The organism is Aeromonas sp. R7-5, assembly GCF_040908015.1.
Lineage (GTDB): Bacteria > Pseudomonadota > Gammaproteobacteria > Enterobacterales > Aeromonadaceae > Aeromonas > Aeromonas caviae.
Map to the genome: position 1 here is coordinate 97,310 of NZ_JBFOCZ010000034.1, position 24,462 is coordinate 121,771.

21 protein-coding genes are annotated in these 24,462 nt (G+C 62.0%); 12 read left to right on the top strand and 9 right to left on the bottom strand.

Annotated elements, in window-relative coordinates:
- The first annotated feature begins 220 nt into the window (after positions 1 to 220).
- The 4 genes from AB5Y53_RS19450 (at position 221) to AB5Y53_RS19465 (ending at position 4,983) form a co-directional block, all read left to right on the top strand.
- Positions 221 to 1,066 (top strand): lytic transglycosylase domain-containing protein, encoded by an 846-nt coding sequence (locus AB5Y53_RS19450; protein ID WP_042864350.1) that lies wholly within the window; start codon positions 221 to 223, stop codon positions 1,064 to 1,066.
- Between the two features lie 198 nt (positions 1,067 to 1,264).
- On the top strand, positions 1,265 to 2,932 hold the full coding sequence (ettA, locus tag AB5Y53_RS19455) for an energy-dependent translational throttle protein EttA (RefSeq protein WP_010673216.1): 1,668 nt from the start codon (positions 1,265 to 1,267) through the stop codon (positions 2,930 to 2,932).
- Positions 2,933 to 3,043: 111 nt separating this feature from the next.
- Entirely contained in the window at positions 3,044 to 3,373 is a 330-nt protein-coding gene (locus AB5Y53_RS19460; protein WP_346199091.1) for a hypothetical protein, read from the top strand.
- A gap of 254 nt (positions 3,374 to 3,627) precedes the next feature.
- Entirely contained in the window at positions 3,628 to 4,983 is a 1,356-nt protein-coding gene (locus AB5Y53_RS19465; protein ID WP_042864352.1) for an NCS2 family permease, read from the top strand.
- A gap of 84 nt (positions 4,984 to 5,067) precedes the next feature.
- On the opposite strand, the gene djlA is transcribed toward AB5Y53_RS19465, so the two are convergent.
- The 3 genes from djlA to AB5Y53_RS19480 are packed head-to-tail and all read right to left on the bottom strand — an operon-like array spanning position 5,068 to position 7,587.
- Entirely contained in the window at positions 5,068 to 5,892 is an 825-nt protein-coding gene (gene djlA, locus AB5Y53_RS19470; protein ID WP_134997929.1) for a co-chaperone DjlA, read from the bottom strand.
- Positions 5,893 to 5,911: 19 nt separating this feature from the next.
- Positions 5,912 to 6,580 (bottom strand): N-acetylmuramate alpha-1-phosphate uridylyltransferase MurU, encoded by a 669-nt coding sequence (murU, locus tag AB5Y53_RS19475; protein ID WP_029313864.1) that lies wholly within the window; start codon positions 6,578 to 6,580, stop codon positions 5,912 to 5,914.
- The gene (locus AB5Y53_RS19480) at positions 6,577 to 7,587 is read right to left on the bottom strand and encodes an aminoglycoside phosphotransferase family protein (protein WP_368182970.1); all 1,011 of its coding nucleotides are present in this window, start codon (positions 7,585 to 7,587) and stop codon (positions 6,577 to 6,579) included. The genes murU and AB5Y53_RS19480 overlap by 4 nt, the downstream gene beginning before the upstream one ends.
- Positions 7,588 to 7,761: 174 nt before the next feature.
- On the opposite strand from AB5Y53_RS19480, the gene lptD reads away from it, so the two are divergent.
- From lptD to AB5Y53_RS19510, 6 genes are read left to right on the top strand one after another with little or no spacing between them, the layout of a single operon-like run.
- A complete protein-coding gene (lptD, locus tag AB5Y53_RS19485) occupies positions 7,762 to 10,194 on the top strand; it encodes an LPS assembly protein LptD (protein WP_368182972.1) in 2,433 nt (810 codons plus the stop codon).
- Between the two features lie 30 nt (positions 10,195 to 10,224).
- Positions 10,225 to 11,517: a peptidylprolyl isomerase SurA gene (gene surA, locus AB5Y53_RS19490; RefSeq protein ID WP_010673209.1), complete on the top strand. Its 1,293-nt coding sequence runs from the start codon at positions 10,225 to 10,227 to the stop codon at positions 11,515 to 11,517.
- Positions 11,518 to 11,567: 50 nt separating this feature from the next.
- Complete coding sequence (gene pdxA / locus AB5Y53_RS19495) at positions 11,568 to 12,563, top strand: 4-hydroxythreonine-4-phosphate dehydrogenase PdxA (RefSeq protein WP_368183006.1); 996 nt, start codon at positions 11,568 to 11,570, stop codon at positions 12,561 to 12,563.
- Positions 12,553 to 13,365 carry a 16S rRNA (adenine(1518)-N(6)/adenine(1519)-N(6))-dimethyltransferase RsmA gene (rsmA, locus tag AB5Y53_RS19500; RefSeq protein WP_010673207.1) on the top strand — a complete coding sequence of 271 codons (813 nt, stop codon included), beginning with the start codon at positions 12,553 to 12,555 and terminating at the stop codon, positions 13,363 to 13,365. Before pdxA ends, rsmA begins: the two co-directional genes overlap by 11 nt.
- 4 nt (positions 13,366 to 13,369) lie before the next feature.
- Positions 13,370 to 13,732: a Co2+/Mg2+ efflux protein ApaG gene (gene apaG / locus AB5Y53_RS19505; protein WP_010673206.1), complete on the top strand. Its 363-nt coding sequence runs from the start codon at positions 13,370 to 13,372 to the stop codon at positions 13,730 to 13,732.
- 6 nt (positions 13,733 to 13,738) lie between these two features.
- Entirely contained in the window at positions 13,739 to 14,560 is an 822-nt protein-coding gene (locus tag AB5Y53_RS19510) for a symmetrical bis(5'-nucleosyl)-tetraphosphatase (protein WP_039040022.1), read from the top strand.
- Positions 14,561 to 14,686: 126 nt separating this feature from the next.
- Here AB5Y53_RS19510 and AB5Y53_RS19515 read toward each other — a convergent pair whose 3' ends face one another.
- Both AB5Y53_RS19515 and AB5Y53_RS19520 read right to left on the bottom strand, forming a co-directional pair.
- The gene (locus AB5Y53_RS19515; RefSeq protein ID WP_041211140.1) at positions 14,687 to 15,172 is read right to left on the bottom strand and encodes a 2TM domain-containing protein; all 486 of its coding nucleotides are present in this window, start codon (positions 15,170 to 15,172) and stop codon (positions 14,687 to 14,689) included.
- Between the two features lie 183 nt (positions 15,173 to 15,355).
- A complete protein-coding gene (locus tag AB5Y53_RS19520; RefSeq protein ID WP_010673203.1) occupies positions 15,356 to 16,345 on the bottom strand; it encodes a luciferase-like monooxygenase in 990 nt (329 codons plus the stop codon).
- A gap of 216 nt (positions 16,346 to 16,561) precedes the next feature.
- On the opposite strand from AB5Y53_RS19520, the gene AB5Y53_RS19525 reads away from it, so the two are divergent.
- The gene (locus AB5Y53_RS19525) at positions 16,562 to 19,447 is read left to right on the top strand and encodes an HD domain-containing phosphohydrolase (RefSeq protein WP_368182974.1); all 2,886 of its coding nucleotides are present in this window, start codon (positions 16,562 to 16,564) and stop codon (positions 19,445 to 19,447) included.
- Positions 19,448 to 19,517: 70 nt separating this feature from the next.
- On the opposite strand, the gene AB5Y53_RS19530 is transcribed toward AB5Y53_RS19525, so the two are convergent.
- The 4 genes from AB5Y53_RS19530 to rplU all read right to left on the bottom strand — a co-directional run bounded on the left by AB5Y53_RS19530 (position 19,518) and on the right by rplU (position 23,233).
- Positions 19,518 to 20,888, bottom strand: coding sequence for a YjiH family protein (locus tag AB5Y53_RS19530; RefSeq protein ID WP_010673201.1), 1,371 nt, complete (start codon positions 20,886 to 20,888; stop codon positions 19,518 to 19,520).
- A gap of 366 nt (positions 20,889 to 21,254) precedes the next feature.
- Entirely contained in the window at positions 21,255 to 22,457 is a 1,203-nt protein-coding gene (gene cgtA, locus AB5Y53_RS19535; RefSeq protein WP_010673200.1) for an Obg family GTPase CgtA, read from the bottom strand.
- A gap of 189 nt (positions 22,458 to 22,646) precedes the next feature.
- Entirely contained in the window at positions 22,647 to 22,904 is a 258-nt protein-coding gene (gene rpmA, locus AB5Y53_RS19540) for a 50S ribosomal protein L27 (protein WP_010673199.1), read from the bottom strand.
- Positions 22,905 to 22,921: 17 nt separating this feature from the next.
- Positions 22,922 to 23,233: a 50S ribosomal protein L21 gene (rplU, locus tag AB5Y53_RS19545; RefSeq protein WP_005304210.1), complete on the bottom strand. Its 312-nt coding sequence runs from the start codon at positions 23,231 to 23,233 to the stop codon at positions 22,922 to 22,924.
- Between the two features lie 242 nt (positions 23,234 to 23,475).
- On the opposite strand from rplU, the gene ispB reads away from it, so the two are divergent.
- Positions 23,476 to 24,447 carry an octaprenyl diphosphate synthase gene (ispB, locus tag AB5Y53_RS19550; protein ID WP_368182976.1) on the top strand — a complete coding sequence of 324 codons (972 nt, stop codon included), beginning with the start codon at positions 23,476 to 23,478 and terminating at the stop codon, positions 24,445 to 24,447.
- Positions 24,448 to 24,462 lie beyond the last annotated feature (15 nt).

Below are 24,462 nucleotides of genomic sequence, written 5' to 3' on the forward strand. Positions count from 1 at the left end.
AAGGCGTTAGAAAACAACTGTGTCAGCATATTGAACCTCAATTAACAAATCTGTCAAAGCAGTCACTGACCCGGGGGTCATACCGCCTCTCCCCTGCACCAAAAGTTCCATACCGTTTTCATCTCTGTTGCTCACCCACATAACCAGATGTTCCATCTGCTGGCTGGCGTCCCTCCCCGGATCGGGCCTATATGTTGCGGATACCAACGACGAGGTTTCCATGAAAAAACGACTCTGGGGCTGGGGACTCCTGATACTGCTGGCCACCACTTCCCACGCAGATCCCTTTCGTCAGGCCCCCAAGGCCATGAGCGCACTGCGCCAGGGTGCCGCCATGGAACAGGGAAACCCGCGGCAGGCCATCGCCCACTACTGCACCGCCGCCAACCTTGGCAACCCGGAAGCCTATTACCGCATCGGCCGCCTGCTGGCCCGCGGCCCCCAGGGGATCCGCAATGCCCGCAGCGCCAACGCCTACCTGGCCATGGCCATGCGCCTTGGCAACCAGCAGGCCGCCCGTTACTACAACGAGCGGGTCGGCAATGCCCCCCTGGGTACTTGCGGCATCGGAGGCGGTGGCGGTGGTGCTCCCTGGGTACGCCCCAGTACTCCCTTCGATCAGGAGCGCTACCTGGCCAGACAGTCACAGGCCAAGCAAAAGCTGGCCGTCATGATCCGCCAGGCCGCCCAGCGTCACAAAGTGGACCCCCAGCTCGCCCTGGCCATCGCCATCGCCGAATCCAATCTGAACAGTACCGCCGTCTCCCCCAAGCAGGCGCAGGGCGTCATGCAGCTCATTCCCGAAACCCAGGCCCGCTTCGGCGTGACCCGGCCGTTCGATGCCCAGCAGAACATCCGTGGCGCCATGATCTACCTGAAGTGGCTGGAGAAGCAGTTCGGTCCGGACTGGGTGAGGATCAGCGCCGCCTACAACGCCGGGGAGCAGGCCGTGCTGCGCCACGGCGGTGTGCCGCCCTATCAGGAAACCCAGGAGTATGTGCAGCGGGTGCTCTACTACTCGGGGCAGGATCCTGACAAACCGGCCCGCCGCAGCTCACCGCGCTGAGCTTGCCCGGTTGCCCCTCTTCCCTCGCGCCTGTCGGCCGTCCCGGCCTGCGGCGCCCGGCTTTGCCGCCCCTCTCCCATTGGTTTACAATCGACGGGTTTTTTGGAACCGGGTTGACGGCCCGTCGACCCGGCCCCACCACGACATCAGTTTGTTAATGCCAAGACATTAAACTGCTGAAAGGAAGAGAATTAGCCAATGGCTCAATTTATTTACACCATGAACAGGGTCGGCAAGGTCGTGCCGCCCAAGCGTCATATTCTCAAGAACATCTCCCTCTCCTTCTTCCCGGGGGCCAAAATAGGCGTGCTGGGCCTGAACGGCGCCGGGAAATCGACCCTGCTGCGCATCATGGCGGGTATCGACACCGAGATCGAAGGGGAAGCCCGTCCGCAGCCCGGCATCAAGATCGGCTACCTGCCCCAGGAGCCGAAGCTGGATCCGGAGCAGACCGTACGCGAAGCGGTCGAAGAGGCGGTCGGCGACGTCAAACGCGCCATGGCGCGCCTCGACGAGGTCTATGCAGCCTACGCCGACCCGGATGCGGATTTTGACAAGCTGGCCCGCGAACAGGGCGAGCTGGAAGCCATCATCGCCGCCCAGGGCGGCCACAACATGGAAAACCAGCTGGAGCGCGCAGCCGACGCCCTGCGCCTGCCGGCCTGGGATGCCCAGATCAAGCACCTCTCCGGTGGTGAGCGCCGCCGCGTGGCCCTGTGCCGTCTGCTGCTGGAAAAGCCGGACATGCTGCTGCTGGACGAACCGACCAACCACCTGGATGCGGAATCCGTGGCCTGGCTGGAGCGCTTCCTGCACGACTACGAAGGCACCGTCGTGGCCATCACCCACGACCGCTACTTCCTCGACAACGTGGCGGGCTGGATCCTGGAGCTGGACCGTGGCGAAGGCATCCCCTGGGAGGGCAACTACTCCTCCTGGCTGGAGCAAAAAGATGCCCGTCTGGCCCAGGAGGCGAGTTCCGAAGCTGCCCGTCGCAAGTCCATCGAGAAGGAACTGGAGTGGGTTCGTCAGAACCCGAAAGGCCGTCAGGCCAAATCCAAGGCCCGTATGGCTCGCTTCGAAGAGCTCAACACCAACGACTACCAGAAGCGCAACGAGACCAACGAGCTGTTCATTCCGCCCGGACCGCGCCTGGGCGACAAGGTGGTGGAGGTGGCCAACCTCTGCAAGTCCTATGGCGACCGCCAGCTGATCGACGATCTCTCCTTCTCCATTCCTAAGGGTGCCATCGTCGGCATCATCGGTCCGAACGGTGCCGGTAAATCGACCCTGTTCCGCATGATGTCGGGTCAGGAGCAACCGGATTCCGGTTCCATCACCCTCGGTGACACCGTGGTGCTGGCCTCCGTGGATCAGTTCCGCGACAGCATGAACGACAAGAAGACGGTGTTCGAGGAAGTCGCCGACGGCCAGGACATCCTGCGCATCGGCAACTACGAGTTCCCGAGCCGCGCCTACATCGGCCGCTTCAACTTCAAGGGTTCCGACCAGCAGAAGCGGGTCGGCGAGCTCTCCGGTGGTGAACGTGGCCGTCTGCACCTGGCCAAGCTGCTGCAGACCGGCGGCAACGTGCTGCTGCTGGATGAACCGACCAACGATCTGGACATCGAAACCCTGCGCGCCCTCGAGAACGCCCTGCTGGAGTTCCCGGGTTGCGCCATGGTCATCTCCCACGACCGCTGGTTCCTCGACCGCATCGCCACCCACATCCTCGACTACCAGGACGAGGGCAAGATCGAGTTCTTTGAAGGCAACTTCACCGAATACGAAGAGTGGAAGAAGAAGACCTACGGTGCCGAGGCTATCCAGCCGCGCCGCGCCAAGTACAAGCGCATCGCCAAGTAAGGCGAGGCAACAGCCGCGCCGCCAGGCATGACGTCACAAGGGGAGCCGGGGCTCCCCTTTTTTGCCTCTTCTGACTTACAATCTCCACCTCTTCCCCAGCGATAGCGACCCATGACCCAAGCCTCCACCACCAGAGTCACCATCCAGATCCGGCTCGAACCCGGCTGTCTGGGGCCGGATGGCAAGCAGCACATCGATACCTTCTGCGCGGCCGCCAACCGGATCCTCGCCGCCATCGAACCCCGACGGGTGCACTGGGTGCTGCTGCCCCGCCATGACAAGCAACTGGCCGAGCAGGCCTATTTCCTCGATGGCCGCCCCTTGAGCGAAACCCAGGCAACCCTGCTGCTGCAACGCATGGGGTTGGCCCTCGATCCCTTGCTGGAGCAGAGTGATGCCGTGCTGAGCCAGCTTATCGAACGCTACCAGAAAAACCGTTGATCCCGATGTGGAAACGGGGCTCTATTGGTCCCCTTTTTTCAGCCTCCGGGGGAAAACGTTTGAATTTTTACTCTATTCATTGATCCGCCTCGCACATCCGGGGTTTGTAAACCTGGCCGCCTGTGTGAAAATGTGCGCGCTGTCACGGTATCAGGACGAGTCTGGTCACTTCACCGCCAGAATCAGGGTCCGTCGCCCCGCATGGATGGGCCGGCCCCCTGCTGCCTATTTCACGTCACCCATTGGAATCCAACATGAATCAACCACATCACGCTACCGGGCAGACCGCCAGCCCGGCTGCCGGGCAGGGATTGCTCGAGCGCCTGTTTGCCCTGCGCGGTCATGGCACCACGGCCCGCACCGAGGTGATCGCCGGCATCACCACCTTCCTGACCATGGTCTACATCGTCTTCGTCAACCCGCAGATCCTCTCTGCGGCAGGCATGGACACCCAGGCCGTGTTCGTTACCACCTGCCTCATCGCCGGTGTCGGCAGCATCCTGATGGGTCTGCTGGCGAACTTGCCCATCGCCCTGGCTCCCGCCATGGGCCTCAACGCCTTCTTCGCCTTCGTGGTGGTGGCTGGCATGGGCTACTCCTGGCAGGTCGGCATGGGCACCATCTTCTGGGGTGCGCTGGGCCTGCTGATCCTGACCCTGCTGCGGGTACGCTACTGGCTCATCGCCAATATTCCCCTGACACTTCGGGTCGGCATCACCGCCGGCATCGGTCTGCTCATCGCCCTGCTCGGCCTGCACAATGCCGGCATCGTGGTCGCGAGCCCCGCCACCATGGTGACCGTGGGCAACCTCACCTCCCTGCCCTGCCTGCTGGGATTGTTGGGATTCTTCCTCATCTGCATCTTCTCCGCCCGTGGCGTCCACTCCGCCGTGCTCATCGCCATCGTCGTCACCACCACCCTGGGCTGGCTGTTCGGCGATGTCACCTTCAAGGGCTTCGTCTCCGTGCCGCCGAGCATCACCCCCGTCTTCGGCCAGCTGGATCTGATGGGATCGCTGGACATCAGCCTTGCCGGGATCATCTTCTCCTTCATGCTGGTCAACCTGTTCGACTCTTCCGGCACCCTGATCGGCGTGACCAACCGCGCCAAGCTGGCCGATGACAAGGGGCACTTCCCGCGCATGAAGCAGGCCCTGGTGGTGGACAGCGTCAGCTCCGTCGGCGGCGCCTTCATGGGGACCTCGTCCGTGACGGCATACATCGAGAGCAGCTCCGGCGTCGCCGTCGGCGGTCGCACCGGCCTGACCGCCATCGTGGTGGGCATCCTCTTCCTGCTGGCCATCTTCTTCTCTCCGGTCGCCGCCATGGTACCGGCGTATGCCGCAGCGGGAGCTCTCATCTACGTGGGCGTGCTGATGTGCTCCGAGCTGACCCGGGTAAAGTGGGAAGACCTGACCGAAGCGGTGCCGGCCTTCATGACCGCGGTGATGATGCCGTTCAGCTTCTCCATCACCGAGGGGATCGCCGTGGGCTTCATCTCCTACTGCGTAATGAAGGCGGGCACCGGCCGCTGGCGCGAGATCAACCCCTGCGTGCTGGTGGTGGCCCTGCTCTTCGTCCTCAAGTTTGTCTGGGTCGATGCCCACTGATTTTTCTTCCATGAAAAGAAAAACCAGACTCTGAAAACAAAAATGCCCGTCATCGACGGGCATTTTTTATGGCGGGCTCAGGGCTCAGCGAATGCCGCGGGCCTCGCGGATCCACTCCCAGGCCTGCTGGATCTCCTGGGTCTTTTCCTTGGCCATCTCCATCATCTCGGGGGGCAATCCCTTGGCGGCCAGCTTGTCAGGGTGATGCTTGCTCATCTCCTTGCGATAGGCACGCTTGATCTCCTGATCGCTGTCGCTCTCGCTCACCCCGAGCAACTGATAGGCATCCTTGAGGCGATCCCGGGAGGGGGGCTCCTGGCGGTATTGCTGCCCCTGGCCACTGCCCTGCTGTTGCTGGCGGTGGAAGAAGTTCATCTGGGCCTCGGCCATGGCCAGAATGCGGGCAAGCTCGATGCGACTGAACCCCAGCTCGTCGGCGATGGTTTGCAGGATGGCCCGCTCGTTCGCCTCCACCTGACCGTCGGCGAAGGCGGCCTGCAGCTGGACCTCGAGGAAGAAGCGCAGGATGTCACGCTGCCCCAGGCTCGCCTGGCGAAACTCCGCCAGGGTCTCGCGCAGGGGGAAGTCCGCCTCCTTGCCCTGGCGGAATGACTCCTGGGCCCGTACCCGCTGCTCTCCGGCCAGCCGCATCCTGTCCATCAGGTTGGATGCGACCCGTATTTCATGCTCGGTGACCTGGCCGCTCGCCTTGGCGATGTGGCCCATGACGGCGAAGGTGGCATGGAAGAAAACGGCCTGCTGTTGCTGGCTGGGCGCCCGCTGGAAGGCCCCGCGGATCCCCATGCCCCGATCGAAGCGATGGCCGATCCACAGGCCCAGCAGGGCACCGAAGATGTTGCCGAGCAAAAAACCGAAGAAGGTGCCAAGCACCTTGCCCCAAATACGCATGGTTCAAGACCTCGTGATGTTAATGGGTGCCGGCGAGCAGTTGCTCGTCCAGCTCGCGCAGCCGATCCACTGTGCCGATGTCGCGCCACTCGCCTGCCAGCAGGCTGCCACCCACCCGTCCCTGCGCCATCCAGTCGCGCAGCAGGGGGGCCAGCTTGCGCGCCCCGCAGGGCAAGCCGGCAAAGGCGGCGGGCTGATAGAGGCCGACGCCGCTGAAGGTGAGGGCCGGGGTGTCCAGCACCCGACCCGCTTGCAGGGAGAAGTCCCCTTGCGGATGCTGGGGAGGGTTGGGCACCAGCCAGAGGTGGGCGAGATCGTCCCCAAGCGGCTGGTTCACCAGAGCGCGATAATCCAGGTCGAGCCAGGTATCGCCGTTGATCACCAGAAAGGGTTCGCAGCCCAGCAGGGGCAGCGCCTGCACGATGCCGCCGGCGGTCTCAAGCGCGCTCTCTTCGGCCGACCAGTGGATGGAGACCCCGAGTGCACTGCCATCGCCGAGGGCCGCCACCAGCTTGTGTCCGAGCCAGGCGTGGTTGATGACAAGTGTGGTCACGCCGGCTGCCTTGAGTTTTTCGATATGGTGCACGATGAGGGGCTTGCCCCCCGCCGCCAGCAGCGGCTTGGGGAGCAGATCGGTGAGCGGACGCATCCGCTCGCCGCGCCCGGCGGCCAGGATCATCGCCTTCATGGTGTCACCCCGGTGCGCGCCAATCCGGGCAGCACCACCTGCTCCAGCCACTGGCCGAAGCGGGCCAGCACCGGATAGGCGGCGCCATGGCTGCGACAGACATCGACCACGTAGCCCAGGGTACGGGGAATGTCCTTGAGGTAGCCGGCCTTGCCATCGCGGTGATAGAGGCGGGTGAAGATCCCCGCCGCCTTGAGGTGGCGCTGCATGCCGGTGAGATCGGCTGCGCGACGAAACGCGGCATAGTCCAGATTGCCGAGCAGACCGGCCCCTTGCAGGGTGTCGAAGCCAAGTCGCATGCCCTGCTCGATCACCGCGTCCGGCCAGCGCACGTAGCAATCTTTGAGCAGGGAGACCAGGTCATAGCTCAGCGGCCCGATGACCATGTCCTGGAAGTCGATAAGGGCGAGGTCGCTCTCCTTCGGGTTCGTCCCGCCGCACACCATCAGGTTGCGGCTGTGGAAGTCCCGGTGCATCACTCCTTGTGGCTGGGCCAGGTTGCTCGCCGTGAGGCAGGCGAAGGTCTCCGCCAGCAACTGCTGCTCTTCATCACTCAGAGCCAGTTGCAAGTGATGTCCCAGCAACCACTCGGGGAAGATGGCATTTTCGCGGGCCATGAAGGCCTCATCGAAGGGCTCGAGCTCTAGCACCACGGCGCCGAGCCCTGGCAGCAGGGCGATGGCCTTGCCATACCAGGCCAGTACGCTCTCTTCGTTCAAGCAGCCGATAAGCTGGGTATCCCCCAGATCCGTCACTGCCAGCAATCCCTGCTCGTAGTCGACCCCCTTTACCTCGGGGGCCAGCAGCCCCGCATCGTGCAGGGCGGCCGCATTGCGAACGAATTCATGATTTTTTTCGGTTTTCGGATTAGCATCCACCCACACCAGACCGCCCCCCCGGAAGTAGCGGCGGAAACTGGCGTCACCGGAAATAAGCGTCAACGAGAGGTTGGCGTCACCGGAAATCCGGCGAGCCCATTGCAAAAGCAGGGAAGCGCGATCGTGCATGAGTCGGGAACCAAATTGGAAAGCAGCACTTGGCTGTTAGCCCTGGCCGCAATAATGCTTTATCATTGCCGGCTAACATAAAGCAATGACATGCAATGTCAACTCGATGGATCCTGACATAAAATGCATGCCCTGAATCCACCGTTTTTACTACGGATTGCGCGAGCCTTTCACATGACAAAATGGACACTGGGATACTCCTGTCCCATCGCCCTGACCATCAGCCTTGTTCCTGCCCTGAGCCCGCTCATGGCCCAGGCAGCGCCACTCAATGCGCCACCCGCTACCGGGATCCTCGACAGCCTCTGCTATGACTATGTCCCCAAGATAGAGAAGCCCAGTGCGGGCCAGGACGCCAATGCCCAGCCCGTCGAGGTGGATGCCGATCGCCTGGAGGCCAAGCAGGGCGGTACCGCCGTCTACGAGGGTGACGTCAAGGTGCGTCAGGGCGTGCGCAAGTTCGACTCCGACTATGCCCAGCTCGACCAGAAGAGCCGGGATGTCATCGCCATCGGCAACATCTATTACAACGATGGCCAGATCACGGTCACCAGCGACAAGACCCTGAAATCCAACCTGGACACCAAGAACTCCGAGCTGGAAGAGGGCAAGTATCAGGTGCATGGCTCACCGGTGCGCGGCTTCGCCGAAAAGGTGACCATGACCAACAACAACCAGAACATCACTCTGGAAGGGGCCCAGTACACCACCTGCCCACCGGGCCAGGAGGCCTGGACCCTGAAGGCCGGCAGCATCGACATCGATCAGTCCGAGGTATTCGGGGAGGCCTGGAACGCCAGCCTCTGGCTCTATGACTATCCGGTCTTCTACTTCCCCTATATCAACTTCCCCATCAAGGATGAGCGCAAGACCGGTCTGCTCTACCCGGGCTATACCCAAAGCTCCAAGAACGGCATGGACATCACCCAGCCGTTCTACTGGAACATCGCCCCCAACTACGATGCCACCATCACCTCCCGCTTCATGGACAGGCGGGGCCTGATGGAACAGGTCGAGTTCCGCTACATGCCGGACCCGGCCCACGTGGGGAGCCTCTACTTCGAGAACCTGGCGGACGACAAGCAGTACGACGAGACGGCCAGCCTCAATCAGCATCTCTCTGACGGTCACCGCTACCTGCTGAGTGCCCGCCACACCTCCATGTTCATGGACAACGCCATGCGGGTGTCGGTGGACTACACCAAGGTGCGGGACCAGGACTACAACTACTTCAACGACTTCACCCCCAAGGTGGGGACCCAGGTCGACAACCAGTTGCAGCAATCCCTGAAGGCAGGTTACTACCAGCAGAACTGGAACCTCGATGCCGAGGTACGGACCTACCAGATCCTGCTGGCCAGCGCCCAGCAGCCCCACGAGCTGATGCCGCGCATCAACCACAACTACTACCAGCAGGGCAGCTGGTACGATCTGGCCTGGAATACCGAGCTGACCAACTTCGGCTACAACAACGATCAGGCCATCGAGCAGAACAAGGGTGAAGCCTACACCGGCACCCGGGTCTACACGGCCCCCACCCTGACCATCCCCCTCGTTGACGAGGCGGGTTACTTCCTCGACAGCCAGTACAAGCTGATGTACACCCGTTACGACCAGACGGTGCCTGACCAGATGAGCAGCACCTTCACCAATCGTTTCACCCCGAGAGAGGGCGGCGACGTTACCCTGGAAGAGGGGGCAATTACCCGGGTGCTGCCCTCGTTCCGTCTCAAGGGCGGCATGACCTTCGAGCGGGATCAGCAGTGGTTTGGCGAGGGAGCCAACCAGACCCTGGAGCCTGAATTCCAGTACCTCTATGTGCCCTACAAGGATCAGGACAACATCGGTGTCTATGACTCCACCACCATGCGCCAGGACTACTACAGCCTCTTCAGCGATCGCCGCTTCGCCGGTCTGGACCGCATCAGCGACTCCAACCGGCTCTCCTTGGGGGTCACCACCCGCATTTATGATCCGGCCGGGGATGAACGAATCCGGTTGGCCGTTGCCCAAGCCTTCGACTTCGTTGCGCCCAGGGTCAAGCTTTACAGCAGCGATGAGCTGAGCACCAATACCCGCTCCCCGCTGTCGTTCGAGGGTGACGCCAAGATCAACGAGCAGTGGTATGCCCATGCGGGGGCACAATATGATATGGAACAGCGCCAGATAAGCTCTGCCAACAGCGCCTTGGAATACCGTCACGAGAAGTTGATCAGCCAGTTGAACCACCGCTTCGTGCGGGATGCCAACTACGACCTCGACCACAAGGGCCAGGTGACGGATCTCAACCAGATCGGCCTGCTGCTGACCACCCCGCTGGACGATCGCTGGCACCTTTATGGCGGCTACTATCAGGAGCTCAATCAGAACGTCAAAGTGGACCGCAAGGTGGGTCTGAAATACGACTCCTGCTGCTGGAGCATCAACTTCAACCTGGAATGGGTCAACACGCCAGACAACGTGAACCTGACCCCGACGTCCGAGCGCAGCCTCGGCATTCAATTTGAAATGAAAGGATTGGGTAGCGTGGGTACCGGCTCCAAGGGCACTTCCCTGGACACCGAAGCACTGCCTTACATTCGTCCGTTTAACCTGCGAGACCAGTAATCGGTCTGGCAAACGCCTTGAGAGATGGATATGAAGAAGACGTTGATTTCCCTGCTGACCGCAGGCCTGTTCGGAGTCATGAGCCAGGGTGCCCTCGCCGCCCCCGAGCTGATGGACAAGGTGCTTGCCGTGGTCAACAAGGATGTGGTGCTGGCCAGTCAGCAGGAGGCCCTGGTGCAAAAGGTCAAGGCCTCCGCCCAGGAGAGCGGCCAGTCCCTGCCCGATGACGTCACCCTGCGCAAGCAGGCGCTGGATCGCCTGATCCAGGAGAGCCTGCAACTGCAACTGGCGGAGCGCCAGGGGCTCAAGATCAGTGACACCCAGCTGGAACAGGCCATTCAGAGCATCGCCGCCGACAACAAGATGAACCTGGAGCAACTGCGCGCCCAACTGGAGCGGGAAGGCCTGACCTACGCCCAGTACCGTGAGGAGGTGCGCCGCGAGATCCTGATGAACGAGGTGCGCCGCAGCCAGGTCCGCCGTCGCATCAACATCTCCGATCAGGAGGTCAAACAGGTGGTCGAGGCCCTGAGCAAACAGGGCCAGCAGCAGACGTCATATCATATCGGCCATATCCAGGTCGCGCTGCCGGACAACCCGAATGCCGAGCAGCTCAACGCTGCCAAGGCCAAGATCGAGCGCATTCTGGCGTCCCTGAAAGAGGGGGCAGACTTCCGCAAGCTGGCCATTGCCGAGAGTAACGGTCCCAAGGCGCTGGAAGGGGGTGACTGGGGCTGGTTGAGCCCGCAGGAGATGCCCACCCTGATGGCGGAAGCCGTGCAAGGGGCCGGCAAGGGTGACATCGTCGGCCCGCTGCGCTCCGGCGCCGGTCTGCACATCATCAAGATCTTCGACACCAAGGGTCAGCAACAGGTCATGCAGACCGAGGTGAAGGCGCGCCACATCCTGATCAAGCCCTCCATCATCCTGAGCGAGGAGAAGGCCAAGGGCACCCTGGACGGCATCCTGCACGACATCAAGAGCGGCAAGGCCAGCTTTGCCAGCATGGCAGAGAAATACTCCGAGGATCCGGGCTCTGCGGTGCAGGGTGGCGAGCTGGGCTGGTCTGATCCCAACGTCTATGTGCCGGAATTCCGCGACATGCTGGGTCGCCTGCAACCGGGCCAGATCAGCGAACCCTTCCGCACCAGCCACGGCTGGCACATCGTGCAGCTCGAGGATCGCCGCAGCCAGGACGCCACCGGCAAGGCCCAGGAGCAACGCGCCTACCAGCTCATCTTCAACCGCCGCTTCGCCGAAGAGTCCCAGGCCTGGCTGGATGAGCTGCGCGACGAAGCCTACATCCAGATCGAACCCAATTGATGGGCGACAAGCAGATGAACAAGGCGCATCCAGGGCACGCCGAGGCACAGCTGAGCTGCCACCGGTTTGCCATCACCCCGGGTGAACCGGCTGGCATAGGCCCGGATCTGGTGCTGCAGATTGCCCAGCGGGCCTGGCCCCATCAGTTGGTGGTGATCGCCGATCCCGCCCTGCTGCGCGAACGGGCCGCCCTGCTGGGGCTGTCCGTCGAGCTTGAACCCTATGACGAAAGCGCCCCCACCCGTCCGCAGCGGGCGGGGACTCTGACCGTCTGCCCCGTGCCGCTCGGCGCCCCCGTGGTGCCAGGCAAGCTGGATGAGGGCAACGGCGCCTATGTGCTGGCTACCTTGCAGCGCGCCTGCGACGGCAACCTGAGCGGCGAATTTGCCGCCGTGGTGACCGGGCCGGTGCACAAGGGGATCATCAACCAGGCGGGCGTCTCGTTCAGCGGTCACACCGAGTTCTTCGCCCAGCAGTCCGACACCGCCGATGTGGTGATGCTGCTGGCCACCGAAGGACTGAGAGTGGCCCTCGCGACCACCCATATTCCCCTTGCCTATGTGGCCAAGGCCATCACCGAGGATCGCCTTGGCAAGGTGATCCGCATCCTGGATGCGGATCTCAAGCGCAAATTCGGCATCGAACAGCCCCGGATCTATGTCTGCGGCCTCAATCCCCATGCCGGGGAAGGGGGTCATCTGGGCCGTGAAGAGATCGATGTCATCGAACCCGCCCTGGCCGCCCTGCGCCAGGAAGGGATCGATCTGGTCGGCCCGCTGCCGGCCGATACCCTGTTCCAGGACAAATACCTCAAGGATGCGGATGCGGTACTCGCCATGTACCACGATCAGGGGCTGCCCGTGCTCAAGTACAAGGGCTTTGGCAACTCGGTCAACATCACCCTCGGACTTCCCTTCATCCGTACCTCGGTGGACCACGGCACCGCGCTGGATCTGGCAGGCAAGAACCTGGCAGACCCCGGCAGCCTCACCACCGCGATCAACCACGCCATCCAGATGGTAGAGAAAAAAAGATATGAGCAGTAAGGTGCACATGGGCCACACGGCCCGTAAGCGTTTCGGTCAGAACTTCTTGCACGACCGGTATGTGATCGACCAGATAGTGGCCGCCATCAACCCGCAACCGGGTCAGAATCTGGTGGAGATAGGCCCGGGTCTGGCCGCGCTCACCGAGCCGGTCGCCGCCCAGATGGACAAGATGACCGTGGTCGAGCTGGACCGGGATCTTGCCGCACGTCTGCGCGAACACCCCACCCTGAAAGAGAAGCTGACCGTCATCGAAGCCGATGCCATGCGCTTTGACTTCAGCACCCTGATGGGGGAAGGCAAGGGGCCGCTGCGCATCTTCGGCAACCTGCCCTACAACATCTCCACCCCGCTCATCTTCCACCTGTGCGAATTTGCCGACCGGGTGGAGGACATGCACTTCATGCTGCAAAAGGAAGTGGTGCTGCGTCTGGCCGCCGGCCCGGGCAGCAAGGCCTATGGCCGTCTGAGCGTGATGACCCAGTACTACTGTCAGGTAGTGCCGGTGCTGGAAGTGGGCCCGGGCGCCTTCAAGCCGGCGCCGAAGGTGGATTCCGCCGTGGTACGTCTGATCCCGCACAAGAACCCGACTATCGTCGCGAAAGACATTCGTTGCCTGAACCGGGTCTGCACCGAAGGCTTCGGCCAGCGTCGCAAGACCATTCGCAACAGCTTCTCCAACTTCATCACCGACGCCCAGCTGACCGAGCTTGGCATCGATGGCAACCTGCGCCCGGAGAATCTCTCCCTCGAGCAGTTCGTCACGATCGCCAACTGGCTGGCCGACCAGCAACAGGCCTGATCCCATGACCCAAGCCCGGATAGTGGTCCGCCCCCACCCCAGCTATGTGGCGGGAACCGCAGATCCCTACCATTTTCTCTATCGCATCGAGATTGAGAACCTGGGTCCGGGCACGGTGCAACTGCTGCATCGACGCTGGCTCATTACGGATGCCAATGGCAAGATGCTGGAAGTGGAAGGTCCCGGCGTGGTCGGTGAACAACCCCTGATCGCCCCCGGCGAGACCTTTTCCTACCAGAGTGGCGTTCCCCTCGCCACACCGCTTGGCGTGATGGAAGGCAGCTACATCCTGCAGGATGAATCGGGGCAACAATTCGAAGCCCCCATCGCCCCCTTCACGCTGGCCGTCCCCAACATAATCAACTGAGGTTTCATGGCGAACTGTTTCGTCGGTGATATCCAGGGCTGCTACGACGATTTGCGCCGTCTGCTGGATCTTGCCGAGTTCGACTTCGATAACGACACGCTCTGGCTGTGTGGCGATCTCGTCGCCCGGGGGCCGGACTCCCTCAACACCCTGCGTTTCGTCAAATCACTGGGGCAGCAGGCCGTCACCGTGCTCGGCAACCACGACCTGCACCTGCTGGCGGTGGCCCACGGGGTCGCCCCGCTCAAGAAGAAAGACAAGCTGCAGGCGCTGATGGAGGCGCCGGATCGGGACGAGCTGCTGGAGTGGCTGCGTCACCGTCCCCTGCTGGCAGAACACCCCGACCTGCCCATCATGATGGTGCATGCGGGCCTCTCCCCCGCCTGGGACGCCCACACCGCCCGCAGTTGTGCCCGGGAGGTGGAGAGCCTGCTGCGCGGGGATCAGTACAGCTGGCTGCTGCACAACATGTATGGCGATCAGCCCGACAGCTGGAACGACAACCTGCTGGGCATAGAGCGTTACCGCTACATCATCAACAGCTTCACCCGGATGCGCTTTTGCTACTTCGACGGGCGCCTCGACTTCAAATGCAAGAAGGGCCCCACCGAATCGACCCCGGGCCTGCGCCCCTGGTTCGAGCAGCGCGAGCACCATGTGGATGACCCCATCCTGGTGTTCGGCCACTGGGCGGCCCTGATGGGCAACACCGGCAAATCCGATATCAAGGGACTCGACACCGGGTGTGTCTGGGGCAACAGCCTCACCCTGTGGCGCTACGAGGACGACGCCCTGATCGCCACCCCCTGCCCGGCCTATGCCAAGTAGAGCGGCTCTCTGCGGAACAAGGGAATGATCCGCCGTTGAGAGGAGAGCAATGCCCTCTCCTGCGAAATGGAGCTGAAAACAGAACGGGCCCGGCAATGCCGGGCCCGTTTTTTCATGATGAGCGGATCAGAGCCTGCGCCCCAGCCGTTTCTCGACCTGGCGCCGCTCCCATTCCGGGCCGAACAGCTTGAAGGGCTGGAACAGGTTGATGGCGTGAGAAGCCAGCCCCAACCCCCAGCCCAGCATGGGCCACCAGGCCCAGATATAATCCGGGTTGCTCAGGTAGTTGATGACAAACAGCCCCCCTATCACCAGCACATAGCTCATGAGGTGGCCGTAGAAGCCCCTGAGCCCCTCCACGAACTTCATCGCCTCCCGCTCATCCCGTGCCACCTGCACGCGTCCCCGATCTTCGCCCTCATTCCCTTTCATCTCGCTCTCCTGCAGTTGGGTCACATCGAGCTCGAAGACGGCGGCCAGGGCCTTGAGGGATTCCAGTCCGGGTTGCTGGCCCTGCTCTATTCGCTGAATGGTGCGAACGCTCAGGCCAGTGAGGGTCGCCAGCTGTTCCTGGGACCATCCCCGTTGCAATCTCAACTTCCTGACGATCATCTTGCGCTCCTTGTGGTGATTGACAGGGCCAGCATAGGGAAAGGGGATGAGAGGCGACACGACAGATGGCCGACACTCACCTGACTTCCTTTAAAAATCATAAGCTTACTACCACGCAATCGTGGCTTTTGCGCCCCGAGCAGCCAGGCTTGGCGTGCCGCTGGCGGCCAGGCGTCGCGGGGGTTACAACCCCTGCATCAGCTCGGCACCAATCTCGAAGGAGCGCAGGCGCGCCTGATGATCGACGATGGGGCCGTTGAACATCAGCTCGTCCGCTCCGGTCTCTGCCAGCAGAGCCTTGAGGCCGTGGCGTACCCGATCCGGCTCCCCCACCAGGGAGCGAGCCAGGGTCTGCTCCATCGCCATCAATTCGCGGGGAGACCACTCATCCCCCAGCGTCTGCACCGGCAGTGGCAGCTTGCCGGCATCCCCCCGGTAGAGACGCAGGAACTGCTGCTGCAGGGTGGTGAACAGGAAGCGGGCCTCACGATCGGTGTCGGCGGCGATCAGATTGACGCACACCACCGCATGGGGTTTGGGCCAGCGGGCAGAGGGACGGTATTGGGTACGGTAGATCTCCAGCGCCTGCAGCAACATGGCGGGAGCGAAGTGGGAGGCAAAGCCGAACGGCAGCCCCATGGCCGCTGCCAGTTGGGCACTGTAGAGGCTGGAGCCCAGCAACCAGATGGGCACATGGAGTCCCTGACCCGGCACCGCCTGCACGGCACCGACCTCGTCGCCGAAATAACTCATCAGTTCGCGCACATCCGCCGGGAAGTCATCCACCTCGCCGCTGCGCTGGCGGCGCAGCGCCTGCATGGTGCGCTGATCGCTGCCAGGGGCGCGGCCCAGGCCGAGATCGATGCGATCCGGATAGAGGGAACTCAGCGTGCCGAACTGCTCCGCAATGACCAGGGGGGAGTGGTTCGGCAACATGATGCCGCCAGCTCCGAGCCGCAACGTCGTGGTGCCCCCGGCCAGGTGGCCAATCAGCACCGCTGTGGCGGCGCTGGCAATGCCCGGCATGTTGTGGTGCTCCGCCAGCCAGTAGCGGTGGTAACCCCAGCGCTCCGCATGGCGAGCCAGATCCAGCGAGTGGCGAAACGACTCGGCCGGCAGGCCACCTTCGGGAACGGGCACCAGATCCAGCACGGAATAGGGGACGACAGACATGGGACACTCCATTGGTTCACAGGGCGTTTATCAGGGGAGCAATGTAGCACGAGATATCTGAACGAATCATCTCACCACAGGGCAAGGGCGCAGCGCGAAGGCTGGCTGTTGATTTGGGGCTGAAGAGCGCAAGATCGAGTCCTAGGCTTTTTGTCATCCAGCAAGCACACTGTTAGGTGACCAATACGGCGATCGCCAGGGGACAAGGATCCGTCCATGACAAACGCAAGTCTCAGTCGCAGACCCTTTTACGTACACATTGCCACCCTTTTCATCCTGCTCTTCTCCTTGCTGGGGGGCGCCCTCATCGTGCTGCAGTTCCAGCAGGGCATGCAGCAGGGGCTGGAGCACGAACGTCAGAGCTTCCAGCAATACCGGGAGCAGCTTGCCCTCGCCATCAAGCTGAACCAGCGACCGGCCCGCATGTCCCTGAATCTGCTGCGCAGCGGCCAGCTGTCCGCCATGACAGGGCTGGAGACGCGGCTAGCCTTCCTGCCCCAGCTGGCGGAAGTGCTGGCCAACAGCACCAGTTACGGTGCCATCTATGCCGGTTACGAGGACGGCGATTTCTTTCTGGTACGCAAGCTGACCGAACGGGCGAGAGGGGCGCTGGAGGCGCCTCCGCCCGAGAGCCGCCTGCTGGTCCAGAGCCTGCATCAGGGACAGGGAGAGTTCCTCTATTTCGACCAGCGGCTGCGGCTGCTGGAGCGGCGCCCCATGCCGTACTACCGTTTCGATCCGCGAGATCGGGGCTGGTACAAGGAGGCGCGCTGGAGCACGGGCATCATAGTGACCCACCCCTACCTCTTCTTCACTACCCGGGAGCCAGGCATGACACTGGCGGTGGAGAGCGACGATCGCCGGGCGGTGATCGGGCTCGATGCGGGCGTGGAGGGACTCTCTTCCCTCATCGGCGAGTTGCCCCTGCCCGGTCACAGCCAGCTGGTGCTGTTTGACGAGGTCGGGACCCTGCTGGCCACGGATCCCGAGCGCCTCCCAAGCTTCGAGCAACTGAGCCGCCTGCCCATGCTGTCGGCCCTCAATCACCCCATTCTCACCAGGCTGCAACAGGAGATGGCCGCGCGGCCTGCCCTGCTGCATCACCCCGCCGAGCTGACCCTGGCAACGGTTCAGGGTCAGGAGTGGCTGGTCAACCTCTCCTCCCTCGGGGAAGAGTCCCCGTTTTATCTCGCCCTCCTGGTGCCCACCGAAGTGCTCACCGCCCCGGCGCGCCAGGATGCGCTGCACAATCTCGCCTGGGCCCTTGCCGGTCTGCTGCTCCTGCTGCCCGTCATCTGGCTGGCAGCCCGGCGCACTGCCGCCCCCTTGCTGGTATTGACCGGGGAGGCTGAGCGGATCCAGCACTTCGACTTTGGCGAAAGCCCGGGGCCGGATTCGGCGATCCGCGAAATTGACGACCTCGCCCGCGCCATGTCCAGCATGCGCCTGACCCTCGGCAATTTCATGAACATGGGCCGGGCGCTGGCGGCAGAGCATCGCTTCGATTCATTGCTCAGCCGCATCCTGCACGAGACGGTGGCGGCTGCCCAGGCCGAGGGCGGCTGCCTCTTCCTGGCCCAGGAGAGCGAGATGCAGGCCGTTCACGCCATCTGGCAGGGGCAGCCGCTGGCGTGCGAACAGGTACGGTGGCAGGCGGCGCTGCTCGGTGGCCTCTACCACACGGAGCGCCTCTGCCTGCCCCTCGACGAGGCACAATGGGCCCGCTTCCTCACCGACTGGGGCCCCTTCCCCGGTGCCTGCCAACTGCTGGTCGAGCCCCTTCACAACCACCGTCAGGAGCTGATCGGCTGCCTGTTGCTGATCCTGCCAGACTGCTCGGCCCGCGAACTGGCCTCGCGCATCAGCCTCATCGAGGCACTGGCGGGCACCTCCTCCTCCGCCATCGAAAACCAGCGCCTGCTGGAGGAGCAGAAGCAACTGCTGGAAGCCTTCATCGAGCTCATCGCCGGTGCCATCGATGCCAAGAGCCCCTACACCGGCGGCCACTGCCAGCGGGTGCCGGAACTGGCCAGGATGCTGACACAGGCCGCCTGCGCACAGCAGACAGGGCCCTTTGCCGATTTCCGGCTCAACGAAGAGGAGTGGGAGGCCATTCATATCGCGAGCTGGCTGCACGACTGCGGCAAGGTCACCACCCCGGAGTTCGTGGTGGACAAGGCGACCAAACTCGAGACCATCTACGACAGGATCCATGAGATCCGCACCCGCTTCGAGGTGCTCAAGCGGGATGCCCACATCGAGGCGCTCTGCGCCCTGCTGCCTCCATCCGGGCAGCAGGCCGCCCTCGAGGCTGTAACCCCCCTCTGGCACACCCTGGATCAGGAGTTCGCCTTCGTGGCCGAGTGCAATCTGGGGGGCGAGTGGATGGCGCCGGAGAAGCTCGCTAGGCTGGATACCATCGCCAGCCGCACCTGGTTGCGCACTCTGGACGATCGGCTCGGCATCAGTCAGGAGGAGCGCAAGCGCCACCAGGAGGCCCCCTCTCCCCTCCCCTGCCGCGAGTCGCTGCTCGCCGACAAGGCGGTCCATCTCATCCCTCGCCCCGAGCACGACAATCTCGCCCGACACAACCCATGGGGCTTCAAGGTGCGGGTGCCCACCCACCTCTACAACCGGGGGGAGCGCTACAACCTCGCCATCGGCCGCGGCACCCTCACCGAAGAGGAGCGCTACAAGATCAACGATCACATCATCCAGACCATACGCATGCTGGAGAAGCTTCCCTTCCCCCGCCATTTGCGCAAGGTGCCGGAGATTGCGGGGGGCCATCACGAGCGGATGGACGGCACGGGCTATCCGCGCCAGTTGCAAGGGGGGCAGATGAGCATTCCAGCCCGCATCATGGCCATTGCAGACATCTTCGAGGCGCTGACGGCGAGCGATCGCCCCTACAAGTCAGGCAAAACGGTCTCCCAGTCCCTGGCCATCATGGTGAAGATGGTGCAGGAACAGCACATAGACCCGGCCCTGTTTGCCCTCTTCATCGAGAGCGGCATCTGGCGGGACTACGCCAGACGCTTCCTCGCCCCCGAGCAGCTGGACGAGGTCGAATGCCAGGCCCTGCTGGCAGGATCACACTGACCTTCCGCTGACACTCGCCCATAAAAAAACGGTCAACCCGGGTTGACCGTTTTTCGTTCCACTTCGCCCCTTAGAACAGCAGGTGCGCCACACCGGCAATCACCGGCAGGGTGACCAGGGTGCGCAGCAGGAAGATGACGAACAGCTCCCACAACTTGACCGGGATCTTGCTGCCCAGCAACAGAGCGCCCACTTCCGACATGTAGATGAGCTGGGTGACCGACATGGCGGCGATCACGAAGCGGGTGATGTCGCTCTCGATAGTGGAGGCCAGCACCGCCGGGATGAACATGTCGGCGAAGCCCACCATGATGGTCTTGGAAGCGGCTTCCGCCTCCGGCAGTTGCAGCAGCTCGAGCAAAGGCACGAAGGGCGCCCCCAGCCAGTTGAACACCGGGGTGTGCTCCGCCAGCATCAGGGCACAGGTCCCGACGGCCATCACCACCGGCAGCACGCCAAACACCATATCCAGGGCGTTTTTCACCCCTTCACGCGCCACGGCGCCGAGATCCGTCATGCTGTCGGCCTTGGTCAGGGCACGATGGTAGCCGTAGCTCAGCACGCTGTGCTGATGGGGGATGGCCTCCTGCTTGCGGCACAGGGGAGTACCGTCGCTGTAGACATCCTTCTTCCAGGAGAGCGGCGGCAGGCGCGGTACCACGATGGCGGCCACCACACCGGCCAGGCAGACGGTCAGGTAGAAGGGGACGAACATGTGCTCCAGCTTCACCTGGGAGATCACCACCAGACAGAAGGTGATGGAGACGGCGGAGAAGGTGGTACCGATGACGGCCGCTTCCCGCTGGGTGTAGAACTTGCCTTCATACTGCTTGCTGGTCAGCAGGATCCCGACGCTGCCATCACCGAGCCAGGAGGCGAAGCAGTCCACCGCAGAACGACCCGGCAGACGGAACACCGGACGCATGATGCGGGTCATCATGGTACCGACAAACTCCAGCAGACCAAAATCCAGCAGCAAGGGCAGCAGCAGGCCCGCAAAGATGAAGACGGAGAACAGTACCGGCAGCAGATCATGCAGCACCAGGCCGCCGGTCGCCCCTGAGCGCAGTACCTCGGGACCGGCTTCAAAGAAGGTCAACAGCACGAAGACCCCGCCCAGCACCCGCACGCAGGCCCAGAAGGGGGAGACGTTGAACAGGCTGTTGAGGAAGGGCCGTTTTACCAGGATCGCCGGTTTGAACAGCCAGGCGATCAGGGTCATCAGCATGGTGGTGGTGATGATGGCGCTGACCATGGCCACCAGATGATCGGCAAACACCGTTTGAACCAGCTTCGCCAACACGGCGACGGGAATGGTGACATTGCCGTCATAGATGACCGGGGTCATGAACAGCAGGATCCCGATCAGTGACGGGATCAAAAACATCAGCACGTTGCGGCGAGTACGGATTGCCGGTGCTTCCAGGGTCTTTTCCAACATATAAACAGCCTTAAATGTGACTTTTCCTTCAGCCGGGCCGCCTGCATACTCATGCCCTCGCCCGGAAAACGGGTGCAAGAATAACCCAAAAAACTGCACAAACAAGCCGTTAATTGATCATTTCAAGCATAAATATTTTATCAGGCGAACCATCCATAAGAACAAACCAAAACAGTCATGCATATCGATTCAATTTGAATGGTTAGCATAATGTTTCATACAGGTTACATTCAGGTGCGCAGTATAATCCGCAGCCACTGTCAGGCAATAAGAGACATGAAAAATATATCTATAGGGTGATCCCGTCGATCCTCCCATAAAAAAACCGGAGCCTGTCTGGCTCCGGTCTTGTCACGAACATGATGCTCAATCGCGAACGTAAATGACTTCGACGCCGTCGTCGTCCTCATCGTCCCAGTCGTCATCGTCCAGACCATCATCGAAGGCCTTGGACGCCGCCAGGGCATCGGCTTCCGCCTTGGCCAGCTGGTTCTTGTGATAGTCGTCCCACTTGAACTCCACCTTCTCGATGGCGTCTCTGGCATCTTCCGCCAGCTGACGAGGCATGGTATCCAGCAGATCCAGGATGTCGTAGCACACCTTCTTGGTGCCTTCCTTGCTGATGGCGGTGATGGCGTAGACCGGACCTTCGTGGTTGAGGGCTGCCTTGACTCTGTCCATCACTTCCTGAGCCTCTTCTTCCAGGATCAGGTCCATCTTGTTGAACACCAGCCAGCGCGGCTTGCCCGCCAGCTCGGGGCTGTATTTTTCCAGCTCCCGGACGATGGTCACGGCGTTCTCGGCAGGATCGGAGCCATCCACCGGGCAGATGTCCACCAGGTGGATCAGGACGCGGCAACGCTCCAGGTGCTTGAGGAAGCGGATACCCAGGCCTGCCCCCTCGGCAGCCCCTTCGATGAGGCCGGGAATGTCGGCAATGACGAAGGAACGGGAGTTTTCACCGCGTACCACACCCAGATTCGGTACCAGGGTGGTGAAGGGGTAGTCTGCCACTTTCGGGCGGGCCGCAGAAACGGCGCGAATGAAGGTGGACTTGCCTGCGTTGGGCAGACCGAGCATGCCGACATCCGCCAGCAGCAGCAGCTCCAGCCTCAGGGTACGCACTTCACCCGGGGTGCCGTTGCTCTTCTGGCGCGGCGCCCGGTTGACCGAGCTCTTGAAGCGGGTGTTGCCAAGGCCGTGGAAGCCGCCCTTGGCAACCAGCAGCTTCTGATCGTGACTGGTCAAATCCCCCAGCAGTTCGCCGGTGTCTTCATCGGTGGCACGGGTTCCCACCGGCACGCGCAGGATCTTGTCCTTGCCGCGACGACCGGTACAGTTGGCACTCTGACCGTTCTCGCCACGCTCGGCGGCGTGGAAGCGCTCGAAACGGTAGTCGATCAGGGTGTTCAGGTTTTCATCGGCCACCAGATACACGTCGCCACCATCACCGCCGTCACCGCCGTCCGGGCCGCCGTTCGGGATGTACTTCTCGCGGCGGAAGCTCACACAACCGTTACCACCGTCACCGGCATCGACTCGAATCTGGACTTCATCAACAAACTTCATAGGTAACCGTCACCTTAATTCGAAAAACCGATACGCAATTATAGTGATACGGGCCCCTTCGGGCGAGGCGCATCTGGCCGATGAGGGCTGTCTGCGCCGGCTCATCCGCGTGCCGTTTTTTCGTCAAACTCATCAGAAAAACAAAAGCCCCGCCAGGTTGGCGGGGCTTCGGATCCTTGCGGTCCGTAATTACTCAGCAACGATGCTGACGTACTTACGATTCTGCGGACCTTTAACTTCGAACTGCACTTTACCGTTCGCGGTAGCGAACAGAGTGTGGTCCTTGCCCAGACCAACGTTCTCACCAGCGTGGAACTTGGTGCCGCGCTGACGAACGATGATGCTGCCAGCCAGAACTGTTTCGCCGCCGAAACGCTTCACGCCCAGGCGTTTAGCTTCAGAATCGCGACCGTTGCGGGATGAACCGCCAGCTTTTTTGTGTGCCATCTATCGGACTCCTCTAATTAAGCGCTGATGCCAGTGATTTTGACTTCAGTGAACCACTGACGGTGGCCCGCTTGCTTACGGTGGTGCTTACGACGACGGAACTTGACGATAGTCACTTTCTCGCCACGGCCGTGAGCCACAACTTCAGCCACAACCTTGCCACCTTCAACGAAAGGAGCACCTACTTTGAAAGTGTCGCCTGCAGCAACCATCAGCACTTCGTTGAAGTCGATGGTAGCGCCAGTCTCAACGTTCAGCTTTTCCAGACGAACGATTTGACCTTCGGCCACACGGTGTTGTTTTCCGCCGCTTTGGAATACCGCGTACATTTGATTAACTCCGTAAAGGCGTGTCTTTTGCTCAAGGCCAGACACGCACAAAAACCTATAACAATGGGCGGGCATTCTACGCAGAACGATTTGCCGAGGCAAGGCCAATTTAGCAAAAAGTTTATTTTGTGCGCATATCTGCCCCCGTGAATAAACGCCTAACTGTAACCCATTGTGAAATCGTGTAGAATCCCCGCCATTGCTAAAAACGCAGTAAATGCTGCCGTCACGTTACGAGACTTATGGACCAACAGACTATCCGTGCGCTCTGTGCCGCCGACATGACGGCGGTCAATGAACTGATCCTGGCGAGACTCCAGTCCGATGTCAGCCTGATCAACCAGCTGGGTTTCTATATTGTCAGTGCGGGCGGAAAACGGATGCGCCCCATGCTGACCGTGATGGCCGCACGCGCACTGGGCTATGAGGGTGAAGATCACCTGAAACTGGCCGCCATCATCGAGTTCATTCACACCTCCACCCTGCTGCACGACGACGTGGTCGACGAATCCGACCTGCGCCGCGGCCGGGAAACCGCCAACGCCCTGTTTGGCAACGCCGCCAGCGTTCTGGTGGGTGACTACCTCTACAGCCGCTCCTTCCAGATGATGAGCGAACTCTCCAACCTGAAGGTGATGGAGATCCTCTCCGATGCCACCAACACCATCGCCGAAGGAGAAGTGCTGCAGCTGATGAACTGCAACGATCCGGATACCACGGAAGAGAGCTACATGACGGTCATCTACTGCAAGACCGCCAAGCTGTTTGAAGCCGCGACCCGACTCGCCGCCGTGCTGACCCATCAGCCCGAGCCCGTCGAGCAGGCCATGACCGACTACGGCAAGTACCTGGGTACCGCGTTCCAGATCATCGACGACGTGATGGACTACTGCTCCCAGAGCGAGGAGATGGGCAAGAACGTGGGTGACGATCTGGCCGAAGGCAAGCCGACCCTGCCGCTGTTGCGCGCCATGGAAGTGGGTACCCCGGAAGATCGTCAACTGGTGCGCGATGCCATCGAGCACCGCAACGGGATGGATCACCTGGAGCGTATTCTGGGCATCCTGGATCGCACCGGAGCTCTCGAATACTCCCGCCAGCGAGCTCGGGAAGAGGCTGACAAGGCCATCGCCGCCCTCGCCATCCTGCCGGACTCCCGGCACAAGCAGGCGCTGGAGACCCTGGCCCACATGGCGGTGCAGCGCAGCGCCTGATGCCAGCCGGCGGAC

Excerpts from the sequence above, each read along its gene's own strand:
- ettA (WP_010673216.1), top strand. The coding sequence starts at position 1,265 with ATGGCTCAATTTATTTACACCATGAACAGGGTCGGCAAGGTCGTGCCG.
- AB5Y53_RS19510 (WP_039040022.1), top strand. The coding sequence starts at position 13,739 with ATGGCGAACTGTTTCGTCGGTGATATCCAGGGCTGCTACGACGATTTG.
- murU (WP_029313864.1), bottom strand. The coding sequence starts at position 6,580 with ATGAAGGCGATGATCCTGGCCGCCGGGCGCGGCGAGCGGATGCGTCCG.
- lptD (WP_368182972.1), top strand. The coding sequence starts at position 7,762 with ATGACAAAATGGACACTGGGATACTCCTGTCCCATCGCCCTGACCATC.
- djlA (WP_134997929.1), bottom strand. The coding sequence starts at position 5,892 with ATGCGTATTTGGGGCAAGGTGCTTGGCACCTTCTTCGGTTTTTTGCTC.
- AB5Y53_RS19480 (WP_368182970.1), bottom strand. The coding sequence starts at position 7,587 with ATGCACGATCGCGCTTCCCTGCTTTTGCAATGGGCTCGCCGGATTTCC.
- apaG (WP_010673206.1), top strand. The coding sequence starts at position 13,370 with ATGACCCAAGCCCGGATAGTGGTCCGCCCCCACCCCAGCTATGTGGCG.
- rsmA (WP_010673207.1), top strand. The coding sequence starts at position 12,553 with ATGAGCAGTAAGGTGCACATGGGCCACACGGCCCGTAAGCGTTTCGGT.
- AB5Y53_RS19530 (WP_010673201.1), bottom strand. The coding sequence starts at position 20,888 with ATGTTGGAAAAGACCCTGGAAGCACCGGCAATCCGTACTCGCCGCAAC.
- surA (WP_010673209.1), top strand. The coding sequence starts at position 10,225 with ATGAAGAAGACGTTGATTTCCCTGCTGACCGCAGGCCTGTTCGGAGTC.
- AB5Y53_RS19525 (WP_368182974.1), top strand. The coding sequence starts at position 16,562 with ATGACAAACGCAAGTCTCAGTCGCAGACCCTTTTACGTACACATTGCC.
- rplU (WP_005304210.1), bottom strand. The coding sequence starts at position 23,233 with ATGTACGCGGTATTCCAAAGCGGCGGAAAACAACACCGTGTGGCCGAA.
- AB5Y53_RS19520 (WP_010673203.1), bottom strand. The coding sequence starts at position 16,345 with ATGTCTGTCGTCCCCTATTCCGTGCTGGATCTGGTGCCCGTTCCCGAA.
- AB5Y53_RS19460 (WP_346199091.1), top strand. The coding sequence starts at position 3,044 with ATGACCCAAGCCTCCACCACCAGAGTCACCATCCAGATCCGGCTCGAA.
- AB5Y53_RS19465 (WP_042864352.1), top strand. The coding sequence starts at position 3,628 with ATGAATCAACCACATCACGCTACCGGGCAGACCGCCAGCCCGGCTGCC.
- ispB (WP_368182976.1), top strand. The coding sequence starts at position 23,476 with ATGGACCAACAGACTATCCGTGCGCTCTGTGCCGCCGACATGACGGCG.
- AB5Y53_RS19515 (WP_041211140.1), bottom strand. The coding sequence starts at position 15,172 with ATGATCGTCAGGAAGTTGAGATTGCAACGGGGATGGTCCCAGGAACAG.
- AB5Y53_RS19450 (WP_042864350.1), top strand. The coding sequence starts at position 221 with ATGAAAAAACGACTCTGGGGCTGGGGACTCCTGATACTGCTGGCCACC.
- rpmA (WP_010673199.1), bottom strand. The coding sequence starts at position 22,904 with ATGGCACACAAAAAAGCTGGCGGTTCATCCCGCAACGGTCGCGATTCT.
- cgtA (WP_010673200.1), bottom strand. The coding sequence starts at position 22,457 with ATGAAGTTTGTTGATGAAGTCCAGATTCGAGTCGATGCCGGTGACGGT.